Source organism: Maribacter ulvicola (assembly GCF_900155985.1).
GTDB lineage: Bacteria > Bacteroidota > Bacteroidia > Flavobacteriales > Flavobacteriaceae > Maribacter > Maribacter ulvicola.
The window spans coordinates 1769001-1788616 of sequence record NZ_FTMA01000001.1 but is presented as its reverse complement, the minus strand read 5'-3'; the positions used below and the strand labels follow the sequence as shown (position 1 = coordinate 1788616).

Here is a 19616-nt window from a genome sequence, read left to right as displayed (position 1 = left end):
GGCAATATCAAAAACTTATTCAAATGAAAAAAATCGAGGCAATTATCAGAAAATCAAAGTTTGACGATGTCAAAGAGGCATTGCATAACATTGAAGTTAACTTCTTTAGTTATTGGGATGTAACGGGGGTTGGAAATGAAAAGGAAGGACATGTTTACCGTGGCATCTCTTATAGCACTACGGATATTCAGCGTAGATACTTGACCATTGTAGTATCTGACGACTTTCTTGACAAAACTGTGAATTCAATTCTTGATGCTGCTTATTCTGGTAATGTAGGGGACGGTAAAATATTTGTATCAGAGGTACTTCAGGCATATAGAATAAGAACCAAGGAAGATGGTTTGGCCGGTATCAACTAAATAAAATAATTAATTATAAAAATAGACGAAATGGACGCAGGATTATTTACAGCAAATAACGTATGGATGATGGTAGCTACCGCATTGGTATTCTTCATGCATACTGGGTTTGCCTTTTTAGAGATTGGCTTAACCAGACAAAAAAACACAATTAATATATTATTCAAAAATATCTTTATTATTACAGGCGGCCTTCTACTTTATTACGCATGGGGTTTCTATTTAATGTACCCAGGTTTTGAAGAAGGTGACATGGGAATTATAAAATTCAGCATGGATAGCTTTGGTATTGGTGCTCCCGAAGGAGGAATGACACCTGAATATGCAGATGGCGGTTATACCTGGTGGACAGATTTCCTTTTTCAAGGAATGTTTGCAGCAACAGCGGCAACAATTGTATCTGGTGCAGTAGCTGAACGTATGAAAATTGGCGCTTTCATGATATTCACCGTCATTTACGTAGGTTTAGTATACCCAATAGTAGGTGCCTGGAAATGGGGTGGCGGATTTTTGGATTCTTGGGGTTTTTACGATTTCGCAGGATCAACATTAGTACACTCAGTAGGTGGATGGGCAGCCATAGTTGCTATCTTCATATTAGGCTCTAGAATTGGAAAATTTGGCAAAGACGGTAAGCCGAAAGCAATACCAGGTCACAGTATACCAATGGCAACTGCCGGGGTATTAATTCTATGGTTGGGATGGTTCGGTTTTAACGGAGGCTCGGTATTGTCTGCAGATCCAGAATTAACTTCATTAGTATTGGTGACTACAAGTTTAGCAGCAGCGGCCGGTGGCTTTGGCGCAATGATCACCTCTACTATTCTTTACAAAAATTTAGATTTGACCATGTTCTTAAATGGTATCCTGGGCGGACTAGTAGGTATTACGGCTGGTGCAGATTTAATGTCGCCTAATGAAGCAGTTGTAATTGGTTTCATAGCTGGAATTATAATCGTTGGCGGCGTAGCTTTAGTAGACAGAATTAAATTGGACGACCCTGTAGGCGCCATAGCAGTTCACCTAATCTGTGGTATCTGGGGAACATTAGCTGTAGGTATTTTTGGAAACCTAGCTAGCGGTGCTCAATTCATGACTCAATTATACGGTGTACTTATAGTAGGTGGGTTCTGCATCATAACCTCTGGTCTAATTTTAGGTGTACTTAACGCAACTATAGGCCTTAGAGTTTCTAAGGAAGAAGAACTTGAAGGCTTGGATATTCACGAACACGGTATGGATGCTTATGCCGATTTTAGAATGAATCAACACTAAAAAATACGGAGCGTTTTGCAGAACGCTCCGCTACATAACCTATCAATAAATAACTCAAAATAATTTACCCCCTACGGGCAAAAAATCAAAATTTATGAAAACGATTATAAATACAAAGTACGTAAAAAATATTTTCGCAACAGGTCTATTGCTCTTTACAATTACTGGTGTAATAGCCCAAGAAGAAGAAAAAGAGAAAAAAATTAGCATTAGTGGCTCTGTCGATGCGTATTATCAAACAAACTTAAACGCTTCTGACACAACACCACAATCATTTGGCAGCTCTTTTGCTAATGAATTAGGTTTCGCTCTAGGCATGGCTAACTTTGTTGCTACTTATGAAGGAGAAAAAACAGGAGTAGTTGCAGATGTCGTTTTTGGTCCTAGAGGGAACGAAGCCGTTGGTGGTTACAACTTAAACCAACTTTATGCTTACTGGAATATTTCTGAAGGTACTACATTAACTATGGGGCGATTTAATACGTACTTGGGCTATGAGGTAATTTCACCAGTTGGCAATTTCAACTATAGTACTTCTCGCCTATTCTCCAGCGGTCCTTTCTCTCACGTAGGTTTAAAAGCTGATTTTGCACTTTCTGATGATTTCAGTTTAATGTTGGCCATTATGAATGTAACCGACACCAATAACAACCTAACAGGTACATACGCTGCAGGAGCTCAATTAGGATACTCAGGTCAATACCTTAACTTCTACTACGATGGTGGTGAAACTTTAGGTTTTGAAATTGATTACACAGGTGGCTTTGATGTATCTGAAGATTTTTTCTTAGGAATAAATGCTGCTTATGCTGACAATGAAGGCGAAGGTTTTTTAGGTGTAGCACTTTACCCACAATACACTACTTCAGATGATTTCACTATTGGTTTAAGAGGAGAGTACTTCGCTACCAGATCAGATTTAATAGATGACGACCCAAGTGTATTAAGCTTAACGTTAACAGGAAGTTATTCTGTTGACAACCTAACTATTAAGCCAGAAATTAGATTAGATTCTTGGGGTAATGATGTGGAGCCTTACTTTGATGCAGATGGTGATGCTTCTAAAAGCTTATCTTCTTTCTTAGTAGCGGCAATATACTCTTTCTAAGTTCTCCCTAGAATTAAAGATTAATTTTATAGTATAAGTTTTAAAACCTCGGCTAGTATTTCCGAGGTTTTTTTATTAGCACTACTTAATGCTCAAACGCCTTAACTCCAGCCCTCACAGCTGTTTCTAACCTATTTACGGAAGGCACTAAGGGGCAACTAAATTTTTTATTATAAGCACAATATGGGTTATATGCTTTATTAAAATCTAAAATAATTGTATTTCCATTCGGAATTCTTAAATCTAAGTATCTACCCCCACCATATGTTTCTTTTCCATTAGTATTATCTGTGAAAGGCAAAAACAAATAGTCCTCATATTTTTCTTGGGTGATTAAATCTGGGGATTGGTAAACTTCCAATTCATGTGCTTCTCCATGAATAGTAAACTTTGCAATACCATAGACCACTTCCTTAGACTCTCTACCTGTAGTTGTAGGCATTAAAAACGGCAACGCCTCGGGAGTTCTTACAAACTCTGCCTCTATCACATAACTGGTATCTGGCTCAAAGAAATCTAAAGTTTCAAAGTTAATACGGAAACGGTCCGCCAACGGTGAGGTTTCAGGGTCTTTAAATTCAGCGTTTAATTCTTCCTGAAAAATTAAAATATCTGCTAATTTATCTGAAGTTATTGTGGTTGACACTTCATTTTTAACATCATGGTATTTCTTTCCTTGTCCGCATGAAACAAACATTCCCAAAACCAAAACTGCAATACATAATTTCATATCTCTTCCTTTTACACCTCAAAAATACAATTTATTCATTGTACCTTTTTTACATATAGTCGTACTTTAGAACCTTATACTGTTTGAATATGAAAACCATATACTTATTACCCATTTTACTTTTAACTCTTTGCAATTGTCAAGAAAAAAAGACCGCACTTGAAAAAGAGGTTCTATTAGAAAAAACAAGGATAATGCCCAAGCTTAATCCTAAAAACTACAATGTTGCTTTTTTAATAATGGACGGTACATTTAACACAGAATTTACTGCACCGTTCGATATTTTTCAACACACAAAATATAGAAAAAACATAAAGGCGATGAACACCTTTACCGTTGCCAACACCTTAGAACCAATAACCACTTTTGAAGGCGTTCGTATACTACCTGATTACGACTATACAAAAGATGATCTTCCCGGAATAGATATTTTAGTAGTACCTAGTGCAGAACATTCAATGGACAGTGATTTAAAAGACCTAATAATGTTGGACTTCATTAAAAAAGTGGACGAAAAAGCACTTTATATGACCAGCCATTGTGACGGGGCGTTTCTTTTAGCAAAGGCAGGGGTTTTAGATTCTGTCGCCTCTACGACTTTCCCTAGCGATGTAGAAAATTACAGAAAGATGTTTCCTAACTTGAACATTAAAGATGATGTATTATTTGTTCATGACGAAAAATACATTACTTCTGCAGGTGGAGCCAAAAGCTTTGAAGCGGCACTTTATGTATGCGAAGTGCTGTATGGAAAAGAAATAACCAAATCTCTTGCAAAGGGGTTGGTCATTGATTGGGACCTAGAAAAAGTACCACACCTTACTGTTCAATAACTTCATACCTAGCACCTTTTAGATATTTTTCAACAAGGTCGTTAAACTCAGGCATAATTTTAAATAAAGACGTGTGTTCTATGGAATAAAGCGCTTGCTTATCCGTATATCCTGTCTTCAATAGTTCTTCTAAATAAAATAATGCAGTTCCATATTCTTCCATTTTTGAGCTCGTGGATATCACTTTTAAATACCCTTCATATTCTGATGGGGCAGTTATTGTTTTGATCATGTATAATAAATTCAAAGCTTTCCAGTCCGTATTTTCATTTGTTCCCATATAATCAATATTATCAGAAATTAATGCATTGATATAACCTCTTAACCTACTAGACATCTGATGTTCAAAAATATTTGCACTTTTTTTCAATTTATTTAATTCATCCATCTGATACTTCCACCAACCTAAATTAGCATAGTTATATGAAATAATATCTTCTTCTAAAAAGTAACCATAATCCTCTTTGGTGAACGACTCCTTTAAAAAATAACTATTCTGATTTCTATTTGCCTGCCTAAACATAGAACTACGTTTTAATGTTTTTTGCAAAGTCTTTAGAGAATCTAAATTCATTAACGGATGAAAAATTTTCTCCATGTCAGACATTTGATACGTAGCCAAAAGGGGTTTTTGGTTAGAGACATTAGCATTAACATCTTCCAAAAACTCATTATAAGATGTGGTGATAAAATTATCGTTTCGTTGCAAATGGCCTTTTGCCATACTGTTCAATGTCAGCATCCTAAATGCTTTTGCAATGGTTTCTTTCTCCGGCAGATTTCTGTCACCATCAAACACTAGTAATTCATTAGGGATTTTCAATTTATTTAATATACGTTTGGTATTATACATTTCCGAGAAATTGTAATCTGACCTATTTACCAAACCAATGAACTGAAAAGATTGTTTAGAGTTTAAAATTTCAAGATTTCCTACAGGTGCACCTATAGAAATAACTCCTTTAATTTCTCTTGCGATCATAGGCAAAATTGATGCAAACATAGCTCCGCTACCAAAACCGGCAGAATAGGTACGGTTTTTAGCCGTTGGTATAGTATTATATACTGAATTGAACATTCTGTTCGCAATAAGTACATTTTCTGAAATAGATAGCGAATCGTTTGTATTATTGGAACTCGCCAACACATACCCCTCTTCCTGGGCAGCATTCATTAATATAGAAATTGCCGCATTTCCTTTCCCCTCCAAATCCATTACAAAAACTATGGGCCAAGATCTAGTTACCTCAAAATTAGTAGGCAAATAAAGGGAATAGGTTTCTTTTAGAGAATCGTTTACAATTATATTCTCGGTAATTGCACCTCTTAATAGCCTTAGCTCTTGAGAATAGGAAACCGAGGAAATTAAAACAAAAACAAGGAGTAGTATTTTTTTCATCATTTCTTTTGTATCAAAAATCTAGCCAAAATAATATTAAAACAGCAGTCTTTTAAAATCGTTTGATAAAAAATAAAAACACAAGCAAGCTTTCCCTATGAGGTATTAAGCTAATTTATTTTGTGCATAGGGGCATTTGAAATTACCTGAGACAACACAATATGAGTTCTAGTTTCTCCATATTGAATAAGTTGATCGATAAACTTTTCTAAATGGAATTGATCCTTCAATACTACCTCCATCACAATATTTTCATTGCCAGTAATCCTGTAGCAATTGATAACCTCCTGTAATGTTGGCACTACAGCTAAGAAAGGCTTCAATTTCCCCATAAAGGCCCTTAAGGTTATAATAGCCTTTAACTGATGACCGGTTAATGCATGAGATACCGTCGCCTTATATCCATGTATAACACCCATGTCTTCCATTTTCTTAACACGCTCAGCAACTGCAGGTGCCGTCAGCCCTACTGTGCGACCAATATTAGCGAAAGATTCTCTAGCATTATGCTGCAACTGTCTTAGTATTTTCCAATTAAGCTCGTCTATTTTTGGATTCAAAAGTATATCTAGTTTTTTTATTTAGTATCAAAGGTAAAAATAAAAATTTCATTTACAATCAATAGAAAAATTACAAATAACTAACGTAATTTTATATAACGCTAATTACACCCCAAATCATGGCCTATCGCAGTTTAAAACATTTACCTATTTACAGGAAAGCTTTAGAGCTCTGCACAATGAGCAGGGAGATTGCTTCATACGTATCCTTCAACAAAGATTTAATGCGCCTTTGCGAATCAAAAAGTCTTAGGGATATTATGGCTAATTCTATCTTGACTGATTCCATTTTAATACCGCAAAAAATTGCACAAGTAGAATACTCTAATTGCAGTAATGAACGCTTAGAGACCATTACTTATATCAATATTATTATTAGAAACATCAATTCTTACTGTATGGGACTAGAGAAGCATGGTGTTAAAGAAACGGAGTATATCAATTTACTTAGAAAAGAAATAAAAAGTTTTAGAAAATCATATAAAGTTTGGAAATCTGAACACTCTTAAATTATTCCAAATTCTTTTCTAATTACAACTTATAGCAGACATTTTAAGAATTATGGGCTATTTTTGGATCTATAATTTTTTAAATATTGAAAACAACAATCCTAATTCATTGTCCGGACCAAGCAGGCATTATAGCTACCGTAACTAGTTTTATCAGCAAAAACGAGGGCAATATCGTTTACCTTGACCAGCATGTAGATAAACCCGCCAATGTCTTTTTTATGCGGACCGTAGTGGAATTTGAGGAGCATTTTTCTCATTTAGACCATTTTAAATCTCTGTTTCAAAAAGAATTAGCTACGGCATATAACATGAAATGGAGTTTACACACAGATGATAAATTACCTAAAATGGTCATTTTCGTATCCAAGTACAAACATTGTCTATATGACCTATTAAGCAGGTATCGCTCAGGAGAACTTGCGGTTGAAATACCTTTTATATTAAGCAACCACAATGACTTAAAACAAATAGCAGACCAATTCAACATCCCTTTTTATCATATTCCATTTAACAAAGAGAACAGATTAGAAGCAGAAAAAAAACAATTGGCTTTACTAGAAAAATATGAAGCCGATTTTATTGTATTGGCTAGGTATATGCAAATTGTAAGTGGTACACTCATTAACAGATATCCCAACAAGATCATTAACATTCACCATTCATTTTTACCAGCATTTGCCGGAGCAAAACCCTATCACGCAGCTTTTAAAAGAGGCGTAAAAATTATTGGAGCAACAAGTCATTACGTTACAGAAGAACTAGATGCAGGTCCAATTATTGAGCAAGATGTAACTACCGTAACCCACTCTCATTCTATTAAAGATTTCATTGCCAAAGGTAGAGATCTGGAAAAAATTGTCCTCTCAAGAGGTGTTATGCTACATATTGCACGTAAAACCATGGTTTACAACAATAAAACAGTAATATTCTCGTAACTAAAGTACACCTTCACAAAAATTAAATTTAAGATGATAAAGAAATTAAGCCTAGCCATATGTATATTACTAGCTGTTTCATGTGCAGAACTACAACAAGTTGTAAATCAATTACCAACTTCAACAGAAGGCGCTTTAAATAACGAAACAATAGCCAACGGATTAAAACAAGCTCTTGACCAAGGCATTGAAAAACAGGTTAGTAAATTGACCGCAACAGATGGTTTCTATAAAAATGAAATGGTTAAAATACTTTTACCCGAAGACTTACAGAAGGTAGATAAAACATTGCGAGATTTAGGGCTGGGCAAATTAGCAGATGAGGGCCTAAAGGTTTTAAATCGTGCAGCTGAAAATGCTGTTTCTGAAGCAACGCCTATTTTCGTTAATGCCGTTAAGGAAATGTCTTTTGCAGATGCAAAAAATATATTATTAGGAAGTAATGATGCCGCAACTACCTATTTAGAAACTAAAACAAATACTGAACTGTACGCAAAATTTAATCCGGTAATAAGTGAATCATTCAAAAAAGTAGGTGCCGATAAAATCTGGAGCTCTATCATTACAAAGTACAATTCTATACCACTTACAAATAATGTAAATCCAGATTTAACAGATTATGTTACTGAAGAAGCATTATCAGGAGTATATAAAATGATAGCGGTTGAAGAAGAAAAAATTAGAACTAAATACACCTCTAGAACAACAGATGTGCTTAAAAAGGTATTTGCGATGCAAGATAAAAAATAGATTTGTAAGAATTCTTACAATAACTTAAAAAGTTATGCGTTAAAATCATATAAAGCATTCATTTTCAATTTTTTGAGTTAGTTATTTTTTGAGTTAGTTAGTTAAAAACCGATGGGAGCATCGGTTTTTTTTTGTTTAACTCTCACAAATAATCCATAGTTTTAAATGAAATATAACTTTATAGAGGCAAGGATTAAACCTTTTAAATCAATCTATGCTTATACTATTTTAGTTATTTATAGTCTAAAACGCTTTGGTGCTTTCTAAAAATTATTCATTAGTAGTCATTTTTTTCCTTTTACTACCAATCTATTTAATTCCGCAAACAGCTGACGGAAGTTTAATAGACTGTAATCTTGCATATACTACAACATCCTCTAAATTAATAAATGAATATAGCGCAGAGGATTTTTATGTTTTAGGATTATGCGAATACCAAAGCAACAACTACATTAAAGCATACGATCATTTTATTTCTGCAAAATCATTAGGTTTTGCAGATAAAAAAGTACTCCATAAATTCATTGCTGAATGTAGAAAAAAAATCACCAATTTATCTGAAAATGAGTTGCCCATTTTAGAAAGTAATAACCAATTAGAGGTAAATAATTACAAACATAAAGTACAAGTTTATCTATTAAACATCATTTTTATATTCATAGCTATTTCAGGATTAATAACCTCAGCACTCCTCATCTTCAAACATAGAACTGAAAAAAGCAATATGTTTTTAGGCTTTTTTTTAATAGTTACTTCTCTAACATTGATTGAACTGGTATTTTACTGGCAAGATTTCTTTTCATACACACCCAACGTACCAATCTACAGAGTTTTATTTTTTCTTATTGCACCTTCATTATATTTATATTTAAAAACAAAGCATACCGAAACTTTCCCTGCTAGAAAAGAAATCATATTTCATTACGTTCCATTTTTCATAGTACTGTTATTTCTTATCGTTTTATACAACCTTCACGATACCAATAACATGCTATTAAACGGTATGGATTGGGCTATGAATAGTAATTGGGTAAAAGCGATACACCTATCAGCATATCTAGTACTTATAATAGCTGATTTTGAAAAAATAAATAAACATATAGCACGTGGTTTTAAAAATTGGATGCTAACCTTAATCGTTTTTATAGCCATCCTAACCATATTCATAGTGGCAAGAGCCACGTTTGAGCATATCTATGTTTTTGATTATATATCTAAATACTTCATTGCGGTGTACCTGATACTATTCATTGTTGCATTAGAAATATTAATGATTATCCAGCCCAATATAATACTTGACACTATTCAAATTCAAGAAGCAAACAAACCTAAAAACAAGTATAAAAATTCAAGCCTGACCGCTAATATGACTATAAGCGTAAAAGCCCAGGTACTTGATAGCTTAAATATTGATAAAATATACTTGGACAACACCCTTACATTAACAAAACTTGCCAACAAAATTAATGTAGATCGCTATAGCTTATCACAAGTAATCAACCAAGAATTAAAGAAAAATTTCTATGAATTAATTAATGACCATAGAATAGAAGAAGCCGTAAGAATAATAAAAACCAAACCTACCATACAGGTAGTAGATTTAATCTACGAATGTGGATTTAACAACAAAGTATCTTTTTACAAAGCATTCAAGAAAAGAATGCATATGACTCCAAAAGAATTTATAGAGAAAAAAGATAAATAAGGTCAAAATCGTAATATTTACTTAATTCTACTAAACTTTTCACAATATTACTTCAAAAAACCTAACATGCTGTTACTAAAAAACTTACATAAACAGTAAAGGTTAACTTACGTCAGATCGTCTTTAACTTAGGTCGGGAGACACCCGTTTAACACGGATATCATTCTATTTTCACAAAAGGTATTAAGAGTCGGTCAGTGTCAAAAAAATAATAAGTTTTGATCTCATTTTTAAGAATTAGCTATCTAAAAAATCTACCGGCTCTTCTTTACCTGTTTAGCTAACCTATTTTCTAACTAATACTCAAATTAAATTTATGAGAACAAACACGAGAAATTTTCTTACTCTGTTACTTTCATTTGTGGCGTACATTAGTTTCGCACAAGACAAAAGCATAACGGGTACAGTAACTGATCAAAATGGAATTCCTCTGCCAGGTGTTTCCGTTTTAATCGTAAGCACAACCACTGGTGTGCAAACAGATTTTGATGGTAAATATTCAATTCGCGCTTCACAAGGCCAGCAACTACGCTTTAGCTACGTGGGTCAAAAGACCGTAACTAAGCAAGTAGGCAGTTCTTCTGTTATTAACGTAAAATTAGAAGATGATGCCCAAGCTTTGGAAGAAGTTGTAGTAACTGCGGCATTAGGTATAACACGTGAAAAAAAATCTCTAGGTTATGCAACCCAAGAGGTTTCTGGCGACCAACTTTCTGAAACAAGAAATACCAATGCCTTAAATGCTTTAAGTGGTAAAGTTGCAGGTGTTCAGGTTTCTAACTCTTCAGGTAGCCTAGGTGGTTCATCACGTATCTTAATAAGGGGTGCAGGTTCTATTACACAAGAAAACAGACCATTGATTGTAGTTGATGGTATTCCATTAGACAACTCAAATTACAACACCAGCAGCGCACAAAGCGGAGGCGGTGGTAGAGATTACGGTGACGCTGGTTTTGATATCAACCCTGACGATATTGCATCGATGAACGTTTTAAAAGGTGGTGCTGCATCTGCACTATACGGATCAAGAGCAAGTAACGGTGTTATTCTGATTACCACAAAATCAGGTAAAGCAGGAAAAGCAGAAGTCGTATTCAATTCTGGCGTAACATTTGATCAAGTGAATATTTTACCTAAAGTGCAAAAACTTTATGGTGGTGGTGCCGGTGATGCTACTACAATTGGGCAATCTGGTTTTGGGCAAGCTACCATTAATGGAACAACATACAATGTTGCTGATTATGGTACAGATGAATCTTGGGGACCAAGATATGATTCAAATAGCCGCGTACTTCATTGGGACGCTTTTGATCCAGAATTCAGTGAAGATTATTTACAGCCAAGAGCTTGGGTATATCCAGAAAATGACAAAGACGACTTCTTTAATACAGGGGTAACTTATAATAACGGTATTTCATTTTCTCAAGGTACAGAAAAATCTACAATGAGAATGTCATTGAACAATACTCAATCTACCGGTATTGTACCAAATTCAGAATTGAGTAAAACAACCGTAAATTTTAACGGAACCTCTCAATTGACAGACAGGTTAAAAATGGATGCATCTGTTAATTTAACTATTACAGATGGTTTTAACCGACCAGCAGTGGGTTATACGGGTGAAGGTGTTATTCAGCAATTTTATCAGTTTGGACAAACTCAATTAGATTATGAAAGGTTAAAAAAATACAAATTATCAGATGGTGCACAACGCTCATGGAATAGAGTATCTGCAACCAACGGTGCCGTAAGATATTCTGATAACCCATACTGGACATTGTATGAAAATACTGCAGAAGATAAAAGAACTAGATGGTACGGTAATGTAGGGCTTCAATATAACCTAACAGATGATTTATATGTAGTTGGTAAAATATATGGAGACACCTATGATTTCAGAATTAATTCGCGTGTAGCTGTAGGATCTCAAGCTCAACCATTTTATACTGAAATTGACAGAGATTTTCAAGAAATCAATTACGAAGGACGTTTACACTATGATAAAAATGTTTTCAATGACAAGTTGAGCATCAATACTTTCGTAGGTTTAAACAGACGTGATAATGAATTCCATAGAATAACTGGTGAAACATCTGGAGGCTTGGTAGTACCTGGTCTTTATAACCTAAGTAATTCTTCAGATCCAGCACAGGTTACAGAATATGATTCTGAAAAAAGAGTAAATAGCCTTTATGGTTCTGCATCATTTGGCTATGACAATTTTGCATATTTAACGGTAACAGGAAGAAATGATTGGTCTTCTACATTACCGGCAGATAGTAATTCATATTTCTACCCCTCTGTTAGTGGTAGTATTGTTTTCTCTTCATTGGTTGATGCCAATTGGTTATCATTCGGTAAAATTAGAGGTGGTTATGCAGAAGTTGGTAGTGACACGGATCCATATCAGTTAGCAAACACTTTTACAGGCGGAATTCCTTTTTTAGGTAATGTTCCTTTCGACTTGGGCAATACTAACCGTAATCCGGATTTATTGCCAGAAGAAAAACAAACCTGGGAACTAGGTCTTGAAATGGCTTTCTTTAAAAGTAGATTAAGCTTTGATTTAACCTATTACAATGAAGAAACAAGTGACTTGATTACACCAGTACAAATTGATCCTGCAACAGGGTTTACCTCAACTTTCACAAATGCCGGTAAACTTCAGAACAAAGGTATTGAAGCTTTGGTAACTGTTACCCCTGTACAAACGAATGATTTTTCATGGGACTTGATTTGGAACTTCGCAAAGAACGATAATGAATTATTAGAGATTATAGACGGTGTAGAAACATTACAAATTGCATCTTTCCCTTTTAATTCAGTTTCAGTAAATGCAGTAGTAGGGCAGCCGTACGGTATCATTAGAGGTACCAACTATGTTTTTGATGATCAAGGAAACAAGGTTGTCAATTCTAACGGTAGCTATGCAGAAACTCAGAATGTTGAAAATTTAGGTAGTGTTTTACCTGACTACACCATGGGATTCAGGAACAACTTTAAATACAAGAACCTTACGTTTGGCTTCTTAGTTGATGTACAAAAAGGTGGTAAGTACAGATCTTTAACCAACATGTGGGGTAATTATTCTGGTATTTTAGAGCAGACTGCCGCTAACAACATTCGTGAAGAAGGTATTGTATTACCAGGTGTAACCGGTACCGTAACTTATGACGAAAATGGTGATTATACGGTAAGCAATACAGCTACTAACACACAGGTGATCCCAGCTCAACAATATGGTACGGATTTCTATTTTGGTAATGATGCACAGAATGTTTTTGATGCAGATTACATCAAATTAAGAGAGGTAACCTTAGCGTATACACTTCCGGCTGATTGGTTCAAAGATTTTGCTGCCATTACAGTATCTGCCTTTGGTAGAAACCTAGGAGTATGGGGCTTGGACAATGACAATTTCGACCCAGAAGTGGCTACATCAGGCAGTGGTAATATCCAAGGTTCTGAAGGTGGTTCTCTACCTTCTACTAAAAGCTACGGATTGAATGTTCAATTAAAATTCTAAAGAAATATGAAAAATAAATTAATCATAGTATTTATGTCATTATTAGTTTCAGGGTTCTATTCCTGTGATGATGGCCTAGAAGACATAAACAACAACCCTAACGAACCAGAGGTTGTACCAACAAATAACATATTCGCATATTCTACTAAAAGATTTACAGATTTTAGTAGAGATGACTTTAATTCTGGTAGACTTACATTGCCATGGATGCAGTATTGGGGACAAACAGCGTATGCTGATGAAGACCGCTACCTTTACAGAGAAACATCTGCACAAAGCATCTATCAAAATACCTATTTGGTCGCTACAGACTTAAAAGCTATTTTAGATCAAAACACAGATGAAGAAACTAGAGAGTCAGCTGCTGCCTATGGTAACAATAACAATCAAATTGCAGCGTCAAGAATAATGCTTTCTTACATGTTCTTTGAATTGACCAATTTCTTTGGCGACGTTCCTTACTACTCCTACGGTAGTGATAATGAAAGCTTTCAAGCTTTATCCGTAAATAATACTTCTTCACCAGTTTTTGCGGCTCAAGAAGATATTTACACTGATATTTTGAAAGAATTAACTGAATCTTCAGATATGATCAACACTTCAGAACCAGTATTTATCAGTGGAGATAATATCTTTAACGGCGATGCAGGGAAATGGAAAAAATTCGCAAATTCTTTAAGAATGCGGGTTGCAAACAACTTAAGAGCTGTTGACCCTTCTTTAGCTAATGCAGAAATAGATGCTGCTATTGCAGCTGGCGTCATGTTATCAAATGAAGATAATGCAGTACAAGCATATGACACTGCCGATGATAATGCTTCGCCTTTTTGGAGAGCTCATATTACAAGAACTGATTTTGCAGTTGCAGCACCATTTGTACAACTATTAAAAGGTGAAACCGGTTCTTTTGGTCCTGACCCTAGGTTATTTGAAATGGCTGCCCCTATAAGCGCAACTATTGAGCAGGTGAAAAACAACACCTATACAAGAAGCGAAGATTATGACGACTATTTGGGTATACCTTACGCCTTTAGAAATACAAACTTCTTAGACCGTACTACATATTCATTTATGAGTAGCAATATACTTAAACCAGACTATGAAGAGGTTTTAATGGAGTATGCAGAAGTACAGTTCATAATTTCTGAAAGAAACGGATTCTCTCAAGAAAATTATGCAGCCGGAGTTAGGGCTTCTATGGAAAGATGGGGAGTTGCCCAAGCAGACATTGATAGTTTTGTTAGCGGTTTACCAGCAGCCTCCCAAGAAACTGTACTTAACCAGAAGTATGTTGCATTATATATGCAACCGCATCAAGCTTATGCAGATTATAGAAGAACAGGATTCCCTAACACTATAGTATTACCAGGTGAAACAATTACTTTACCTGCAGAGCAGGTAGCTGGGTTAGCTCCAGATAACAGAGTTAATTCATATGTATTTGAACCAGGCCCTGTAGATCCATCAGTATCTGAAATTCCTTTCAGATTAAGATATCCGCAGATATTACAAACCTTAAACGGCAGCAATAGAACATCAGCTGCTGCAAAATTACCTAATGGTGATTTAATTACCAGTAAGTTATTTTGGGACGTAAATTAAATATTGAGTTATAGTTTAGTTTAATGGTTAAGGACCGGTGTACATGCATCGGTCTTTTTCTTTTTAATCCTAATTACTAAGAAGAGGACTTAAGTATTTATTTCTGACCTATTAAATAAGCCACCACCTTTTCGTTAAAAAAATTAGGCTGCTCAACATTAACTACGTGACCACAGTCTTCAACTACAACTAACTGAGAATTTTGATGCGACTTTGCAATTTTTCGTATGCTTGGCAGAAACAAATAATCTTCTTCGCCCATTACATACAGTGTAGGTATGTTGATATCTGCTGACCTAAAAAAGCGTAACAATGGGTTTATCTCAGAGGTTAGTTTGAACCATCGTATAAATTCTTTTTGATATAATTTCTTAGCTTCACGAACAAAAAGAAGCCTAGATTCCCTATGGTTCTTGTTTGGCATAATAATAAACGCAAAGAATTTATACAGCCATATATAGGGTATAACACTTTTGAAAATAATGCCTAATTTCATTAGTATTTGAGAACGCAAATTTAATTTCATAATAGCACCCCCCATGACCATACTTTCTACACGGTCAGGATAATTTTCTGCTAAATTTCTAATAAGAATCGTGCCTAAGGAAATACCAACAAAGTGGGTTTTTTCAATCTTTTCATAATCAATTACCTCTACAATATCATTTGTGATTACATCAAAAGTATACTTTTCATCAAAAACCTTCTGAAGCCCAAATTTAGAATTACCATGACCTCTTAAATCTAAGAGTAGTACGTTGAAATGTTTTTTAAACTCTCTTATCTGTTTATACCAAATAGAAGAACTACCACCTGCACCATGCACAAAGGTAACCCATGTAGTAGACGTTTTATGTTGGTACGTTATATAATGAAGCAAATTGCAAATATGATTAAGACCCGGTTAAATTACAATGTATTAATTCTTTTTGATATAAAATTTAGGATAGTCATATTTCATTCAAAATCTACATCCTTTTAAGTTTTCACCTACAAAAGTGTTAAAAAAAAGACATATTACCCATTAATTAGGTGTATAGCCCAACATACCCACATCCAAAACATGATTCTGAACGTATATTTGTAAGAATATAAATATAGTATCATGAACAAGCAGTATTGCAAAGTAGGATCGGTAACACCAATGAAAGCAAATAATGACATTATCAGCTTATTGGAGTATCAATATCAGATTTTTTTAGAAAAAGCCTCTAACATTCAATCCAACACCCAATTAGGTGAATTTTTTGAATTAAAAGCACAAAGAATAAAAAGAACTTTAGAAGATTTAGTGTAATCGTTCAAGCTCTATTTTCATTGCTTGCTGTAATTCTTTTGCTTTTGCTTTTGCGGCATCTGCAAAATTTTCTTGATCAGACGCATATATTATACCTCGTGAAGAATTAATTAGTAGTCCCACATTTTCAGACATTCCGTATTTACATACCTCTTCTAGACTTCCGCCTTGTGCTCCAACACCAGGCACTAATAAGAAGCTATTTGGTACAATTTCACGTATTTCAGTTAGATATTCTGCTTTTGTAGCACCCACTACATACATTAGATTCTCAGCACCTTCATATGTTGTAGAAACTGACAATACCTCTTTATACAATTCTTTACCCTCTATTTTTTTGGTTTGCAAATCAAAAGCTCCTTGATTAGAAGTTAAGGCAAGTAAAATAGTGTGCTTGTCTTTAAACGCTAAAAATGGCTCAACAGAATCTTGCCCCATATAAGGAGCTATAGTTATAGAATCAAAATTTAAATCCTCAAAAAATGCCTTAGCATATCTGGTTGATGTATTTCCTATGTCTCCACGCTTAGCATCTGCAATAGTGAATATATCAGGATAATTTTCGTTTAAGTAGGTAATAGTCTTACGTAACGCTGACCATCCCTGCACCCCATATGCCTCGTAAAAAGCAATATTTGGTTTGTATGCTACACACAAATCATGGGTTGCATCAATTATTGCTTTGTTAAATGCAAAAATAGGATCTTCATCTTCTAATAAAAAGGAAGGAATCTTTTCTAGATCAGTATCTAAACCAATACATAAGAAAGATTGTTTTTTATGTATTTGGGCAACTAATTCTTGCGTGGTCATAACTTAAAATATCTCAGAGGCTTCCCTCAATTTCTCTGTATTCTCTACAAAACTTAATTCGTCTATTATTCTTTGAATGTCCCCATCTATAATATTAGACAAATCATACAAGGTAAGACCAATACGGTGATCGGTTACCCTACCTTGTGGATAGTTATAGGTTCTAATTTTAGCAGAACGGTCACCACTACTTACTTGAGAATTTCGTTTGGCAGCATCTTCCTCTTGTTTCTTTGCCAATTCTAAATCATACAATCTAGAACGAAGTACCCTAAATGCTTTGTCTTTATTCTTGTGCTGCGATTTTTGATCTTGGCATTGCGCAATCAACCCTGTGGGTATGTGCGTTAATCGAACAGCTGAATATGTTGTGTTTACAGACTGACCTCCAGGACCAGAAGAACAGAAGAAGTCTATACGCACATCTTTGGGGTCTATCTGCACATCAAAATCTTCAGCTTCAGGCAAAACCATAACTGTAGCCGCACTAGTATGTACTCTACCTTGTGTTTCTGTTTGTGGCACACGTTGTACACGGTGTACACCTGCTTCAAATTTCAAAGTACCATAAACATTTGCACCAGAAACCTCAAATTGGATTTCTTTATAACCGCCACTAGTACCTTCACTAAGGTCAATCACATTTGTTTTCCATCCTTTGCCTTCACAATACTTAGTGTACATTCTAAATAGGTCACCGGCAAAAATACTTGCTTCATCACCACCTGTTCCGGCCCTAATCTCAACAACTACATCTTTTGCATCTTCAGGATCTTTAGGAATCAACATCAATTTAATTTCCTCTTCAAGCTTTGGCAATCCGCCTTTCGCCTCTTCCATTTGCATTTTTGCCATTTCTAGCATTTCTGCATCACTGCCATCGGCAATAATTTCTTCTGCTTCGGCAATATTATTGGTAAGCTCAAGATATTCTTCGCGCTTATCCATTAAATCTTTAAGATCTTTATATTCCTTTGTGAGTTTTACATATTTCTCTTGGTCAGATATAATATCTGGCTGAATTATAAGGTCTGAAACCTCATCAAAACGTTGTTTTACGATGTTTAACTTGTCTATCATATGCTTACTTCACTTGTATCGCAAATTTACAATAAAATTACAGACACATTAAAGGGATTATTACAGTAAGAATTAAAATTGGAAGCTATTTAAGTAAGATACCATTACTTTTATACATTTTATTGGCACTATCTACGACAATCACTTCCGTATCTCCCAGTTGATTAATTAAAGCGAGACCGGCATCAATACCCATTACAAATATAGAGGTCGCCAGTGCGTCCGATAATTCGGCACTTTTAGCAAAAACCGAAACGCTATTGATACCTGTAGCCGGATAGCCTGTCTTTGGATTTATTATATGGGTATATTTTTTATTTCCTGACATAATAAAATTACCGTTGCCACCAGTGGTAGCTACAGAAGACTCTAAAATAGGAATCCAAGAAGAAATACCTCCTTTTAAATCAGGATTCACTATCCCTATTAGCCATTTGTCTCCAGTTACTTTTGTACCCCAAGTAGTGATGTCACCATCAATGTTAAGTATACCTGCCTTTACATTTTTAGAAACCAACAAAGCCTTTGCTTTATCTGCGGCAAAGCCTTTACCTATACCTCCAAAGGAAATACGCATTCCTTTTTTTTTCAAAAATACAGTTTGATCTTTATTATTTAGGACTATGTTCTTATAACCAATTTTATGTTTTACTTCTTGAATTTCAATTGATGTTGGTATTTTCTCCATTGTACCATCAAGCAACCAGATATCGTTTAGTGCGGTAAAAGTTATATCAAAAGCACCATTGGTTATTTCTGAAATTTGTATGGATCTTTCAATTAATTTATATAGCTCCCAACTGACATGAACAGGTTTAATACCTGCATTTTTATTGATTAAGCTTGTTTCAGAATCTTCTTCCCAAGCAGAAATGAGTTTCTCTATTCTTTGCGCTTCTGCCAAAGCCTCTTGCATATAAATATACCCCAATTCTTCATCTTCTGAAACTACGGTAATATCAAATTCACCGCCCATTACAGGGTAAGACTTCTTGACAGTAACATACTTTTTTTCTTGACCGTACGCATAGCAGGCCATTACACATAGTAATAAGGCTATAAAGTTTTTCACTTACTTCTCTAATTGGGGGTAATTATAGGTACAATGAATATTATGTTAGGTCAGAAT

General features: G+C 34.9%; 18 protein-coding genes. 11 read left to right on the top strand and 7 right to left on the bottom strand.

Annotation, left to right across the window (positions count from 1 at the left end; all coding sequences use genetic code 11):
• Positions 1-23: 23 nt before the first annotated feature.
• The 3 genes from BW936_RS07640 (at position 24) to BW936_RS07630 (ending at position 2745) form a co-directional block, all read left to right on the top strand.
• On the top strand, positions 24-362 hold the full coding sequence (locus BW936_RS07640) for a P-II family nitrogen regulator (RefSeq protein WP_076547740.1): 339 nt from the start codon (positions 24-26) through the stop codon (positions 360-362).
• Positions 363-392: 30 nt separating this feature from the next.
• Positions 393-1637: an ammonium transporter gene (locus BW936_RS07635; RefSeq protein WP_076547739.1), complete on the top strand. Its 1245-nt coding sequence runs from the start codon at positions 393-395 to the stop codon at positions 1635-1637.
• Positions 1638-1731: 94 nt separating this feature from the next.
• A complete protein-coding gene (locus BW936_RS07630) occupies positions 1732-2745 on the top strand; it encodes an outer membrane beta-barrel protein (RefSeq protein WP_076547738.1) in 1014 nt (337 codons plus the stop codon).
• An 85-nt stretch (positions 2746-2830) separates the two neighbouring features.
• Here BW936_RS07630 and BW936_RS07625 read toward each other — a convergent pair whose 3' ends face one another.
• Positions 2831-3475, bottom strand: coding sequence for a DUF1684 domain-containing protein (locus BW936_RS07625; RefSeq protein WP_076547737.1), 645 nt, complete (start codon positions 3473-3475; stop codon positions 2831-2833).
• Between the two features lie 89 nt (positions 3476-3564).
• Between BW936_RS07625 and BW936_RS07620 the strand changes: the two genes are divergently transcribed.
• The gene (locus tag BW936_RS07620; protein WP_076547736.1) at positions 3565-4308 is read left to right on the top strand and encodes a DJ-1/PfpI family protein; all 744 of its coding nucleotides are present in this window, start codon (positions 3565-3567) and stop codon (positions 4306-4308) included.
• Here BW936_RS07620 and BW936_RS07615 read toward each other — a convergent pair.
• Both BW936_RS07615 and BW936_RS07610 read right to left on the bottom strand, forming a co-directional pair.
• Positions 4295-5710, bottom strand: a complete 1416-nt coding sequence (locus tag BW936_RS07615) for an alpha/beta hydrolase (RefSeq protein ID WP_143744067.1) — start codon at positions 5708-5710, stop codon at positions 4295-4297. The two genes, BW936_RS07620 and BW936_RS07615, sit on opposite strands and share 14 nt — an antisense overlap.
• 107 nt (positions 5711-5817) lie before the next feature.
• On the bottom strand, positions 5818-6267 hold the full coding sequence (locus BW936_RS07610) for an Lrp/AsnC family transcriptional regulator (RefSeq protein WP_076547734.1): 450 nt from the start codon (positions 6265-6267) through the stop codon (positions 5818-5820).
• 179 nt (positions 6268-6446) lie between these two features.
• Between BW936_RS07610 and BW936_RS07605 the strand changes: the two genes are divergently transcribed.
• The 6 genes from BW936_RS07605 (at position 6447) to BW936_RS07580 (ending at position 15297) form a co-directional block, all read left to right on the top strand.
• Positions 6447-6776: a hypothetical protein gene (locus tag BW936_RS07605; RefSeq protein WP_244156178.1), complete on the top strand. Its 330-nt coding sequence runs from the start codon at positions 6447-6449 to the stop codon at positions 6774-6776.
• An 86-nt stretch (positions 6777-6862) separates the two neighbouring features.
• Positions 6863-7714 carry a formyltetrahydrofolate deformylase gene (gene purU / locus BW936_RS07600; RefSeq protein ID WP_084182008.1) on the top strand — a complete coding sequence of 284 codons (852 nt, stop codon included), beginning with the start codon at positions 6863-6865 and terminating at the stop codon, positions 7712-7714.
• Between the two features lie 33 nt (positions 7715-7747).
• Positions 7748-8464, top strand: a complete 717-nt coding sequence (locus BW936_RS07595; protein ID WP_076547731.1) for a DUF4197 domain-containing protein — start codon at positions 7748-7750, stop codon at positions 8462-8464.
• Positions 8465-8720: 256 nt separating this feature from the next.
• Positions 8721-10169 (top strand): AraC family transcriptional regulator, encoded by a 1449-nt coding sequence (locus BW936_RS07590; RefSeq protein ID WP_143744066.1) that lies wholly within the window; start codon positions 8721-8723, stop codon positions 10167-10169.
• Between the two features lie 316 nt (positions 10170-10485).
• Complete coding sequence (locus BW936_RS07585) at positions 10486-13695, top strand: SusC/RagA family TonB-linked outer membrane protein (protein ID WP_076547729.1); 3210 nt, start codon at positions 10486-10488, stop codon at positions 13693-13695.
• A 6-nt stretch (positions 13696-13701) separates the two neighbouring features.
• Positions 13702-15297, top strand: coding sequence for a SusD/RagB family nutrient-binding outer membrane lipoprotein (locus BW936_RS07580; RefSeq protein WP_076547728.1), 1596 nt, complete (start codon positions 13702-13704; stop codon positions 15295-15297).
• Positions 15298-15394: 97 nt separating this feature from the next.
• Here BW936_RS07580 and BW936_RS07575 read toward each other — a convergent pair whose 3' ends face one another.
• Positions 15395-16177, bottom strand: a complete 783-nt coding sequence (locus tag BW936_RS07575) for an alpha/beta fold hydrolase (protein WP_076547727.1) — start codon at positions 16175-16177, stop codon at positions 15395-15397.
• Positions 16178-16402: 225 nt separating this feature from the next.
• Here BW936_RS07575 and BW936_RS07570 point away from each other — a divergent pair, with 225 nt between their 5' ends.
• The gene (locus tag BW936_RS07570; RefSeq protein ID WP_076547726.1) at positions 16403-16594 is read left to right on the top strand and encodes a hypothetical protein; all 192 of its coding nucleotides are present in this window, start codon (positions 16403-16405) and stop codon (positions 16592-16594) included.
• On the opposite strand, the gene pyrF is transcribed toward BW936_RS07570, so the two are convergent.
• From pyrF to BW936_RS07555, 3 genes are all read right to left on the bottom strand, one after another.
• Positions 16586-17407, bottom strand: a complete 822-nt coding sequence (gene pyrF / locus BW936_RS07565) for an orotidine-5'-phosphate decarboxylase (RefSeq protein ID WP_076547725.1) — start codon at positions 17405-17407, stop codon at positions 16586-16588. The genes BW936_RS07570 and pyrF overlap by 9 nt on opposite strands.
• Positions 17408-17410: 3 nt before the next feature.
• Complete coding sequence (gene prfA, locus BW936_RS07560) at positions 17411-18487, bottom strand: peptide chain release factor 1 (protein ID WP_076547724.1); 1077 nt, start codon at positions 18485-18487, stop codon at positions 17411-17413.
• 85 nt (positions 18488-18572) lie between these two features.
• Positions 18573-19559, bottom strand: a complete 987-nt coding sequence (locus tag BW936_RS07555; RefSeq protein WP_244156177.1) for an FAD:protein FMN transferase — start codon at positions 19557-19559, stop codon at positions 18573-18575.
• Between the last annotated feature and the right edge of the window lie 57 nt (positions 19560-19616).

Bases quoted from the DNA above. Each gene is read 5' to 3' on its own strand.
- BW936_RS07635 (WP_076547739.1), top strand. From the start codon at position 393: ATGGACGCAGGATTATTTACAGCAAATAACGTATGGATGATGGTAGCT.
- BW936_RS07605 (WP_244156178.1), top strand. From the start codon at position 6,447: ATGAGCAGGGAGATTGCTTCATACGTATCCTTCAACAAAGATTTAATG.
- BW936_RS07595 (WP_076547731.1), top strand. From the start codon at position 7,748: ATGATAAAGAAATTAAGCCTAGCCATATGTATATTACTAGCTGTTTCA.
- BW936_RS07615 (WP_143744067.1), bottom strand. From the start codon at position 5,710: ATGATGAAAAAAATACTACTCCTTGTTTTTGTTTTAATTTCCTCGGTT.
- BW936_RS07625 (WP_076547737.1), bottom strand. From the start codon at position 3,475: ATGAAATTATGTATTGCAGTTTTGGTTTTGGGAATGTTTGTTTCATGC.
- prfA (WP_076547724.1), bottom strand. From the start codon at position 18,487: ATGATAGACAAGTTAAACATCGTAAAACAACGTTTTGATGAGGTTTCA.
- BW936_RS07630 (WP_076547738.1), top strand. From the start codon at position 1,732: ATGAAAACGATTATAAATACAAAGTACGTAAAAAATATTTTCGCAACA.
- BW936_RS07570 (WP_076547726.1), top strand. From the start codon at position 16,403: ATGAACAAGCAGTATTGCAAAGTAGGATCGGTAACACCAATGAAAGCA.
- BW936_RS07580 (WP_076547728.1), top strand. From the start codon at position 13,702: ATGAAAAATAAATTAATCATAGTATTTATGTCATTATTAGTTTCAGGG.
- BW936_RS07585 (WP_076547729.1), top strand. From the start codon at position 10,486: ATGAGAACAAACACGAGAAATTTTCTTACTCTGTTACTTTCATTTGTG.
- BW936_RS07640 (WP_076547740.1), top strand. From the start codon at position 24: ATGAAAAAAATCGAGGCAATTATCAGAAAATCAAAGTTTGACGATGTC.
- BW936_RS07620 (WP_076547736.1), top strand. From the start codon at position 3,565: ATGAAAACCATATACTTATTACCCATTTTACTTTTAACTCTTTGCAAT.
- pyrF (WP_076547725.1), bottom strand. From the start codon at position 17,407: ATGACCACGCAAGAATTAGTTGCCCAAATACATAAAAAACAATCTTTC.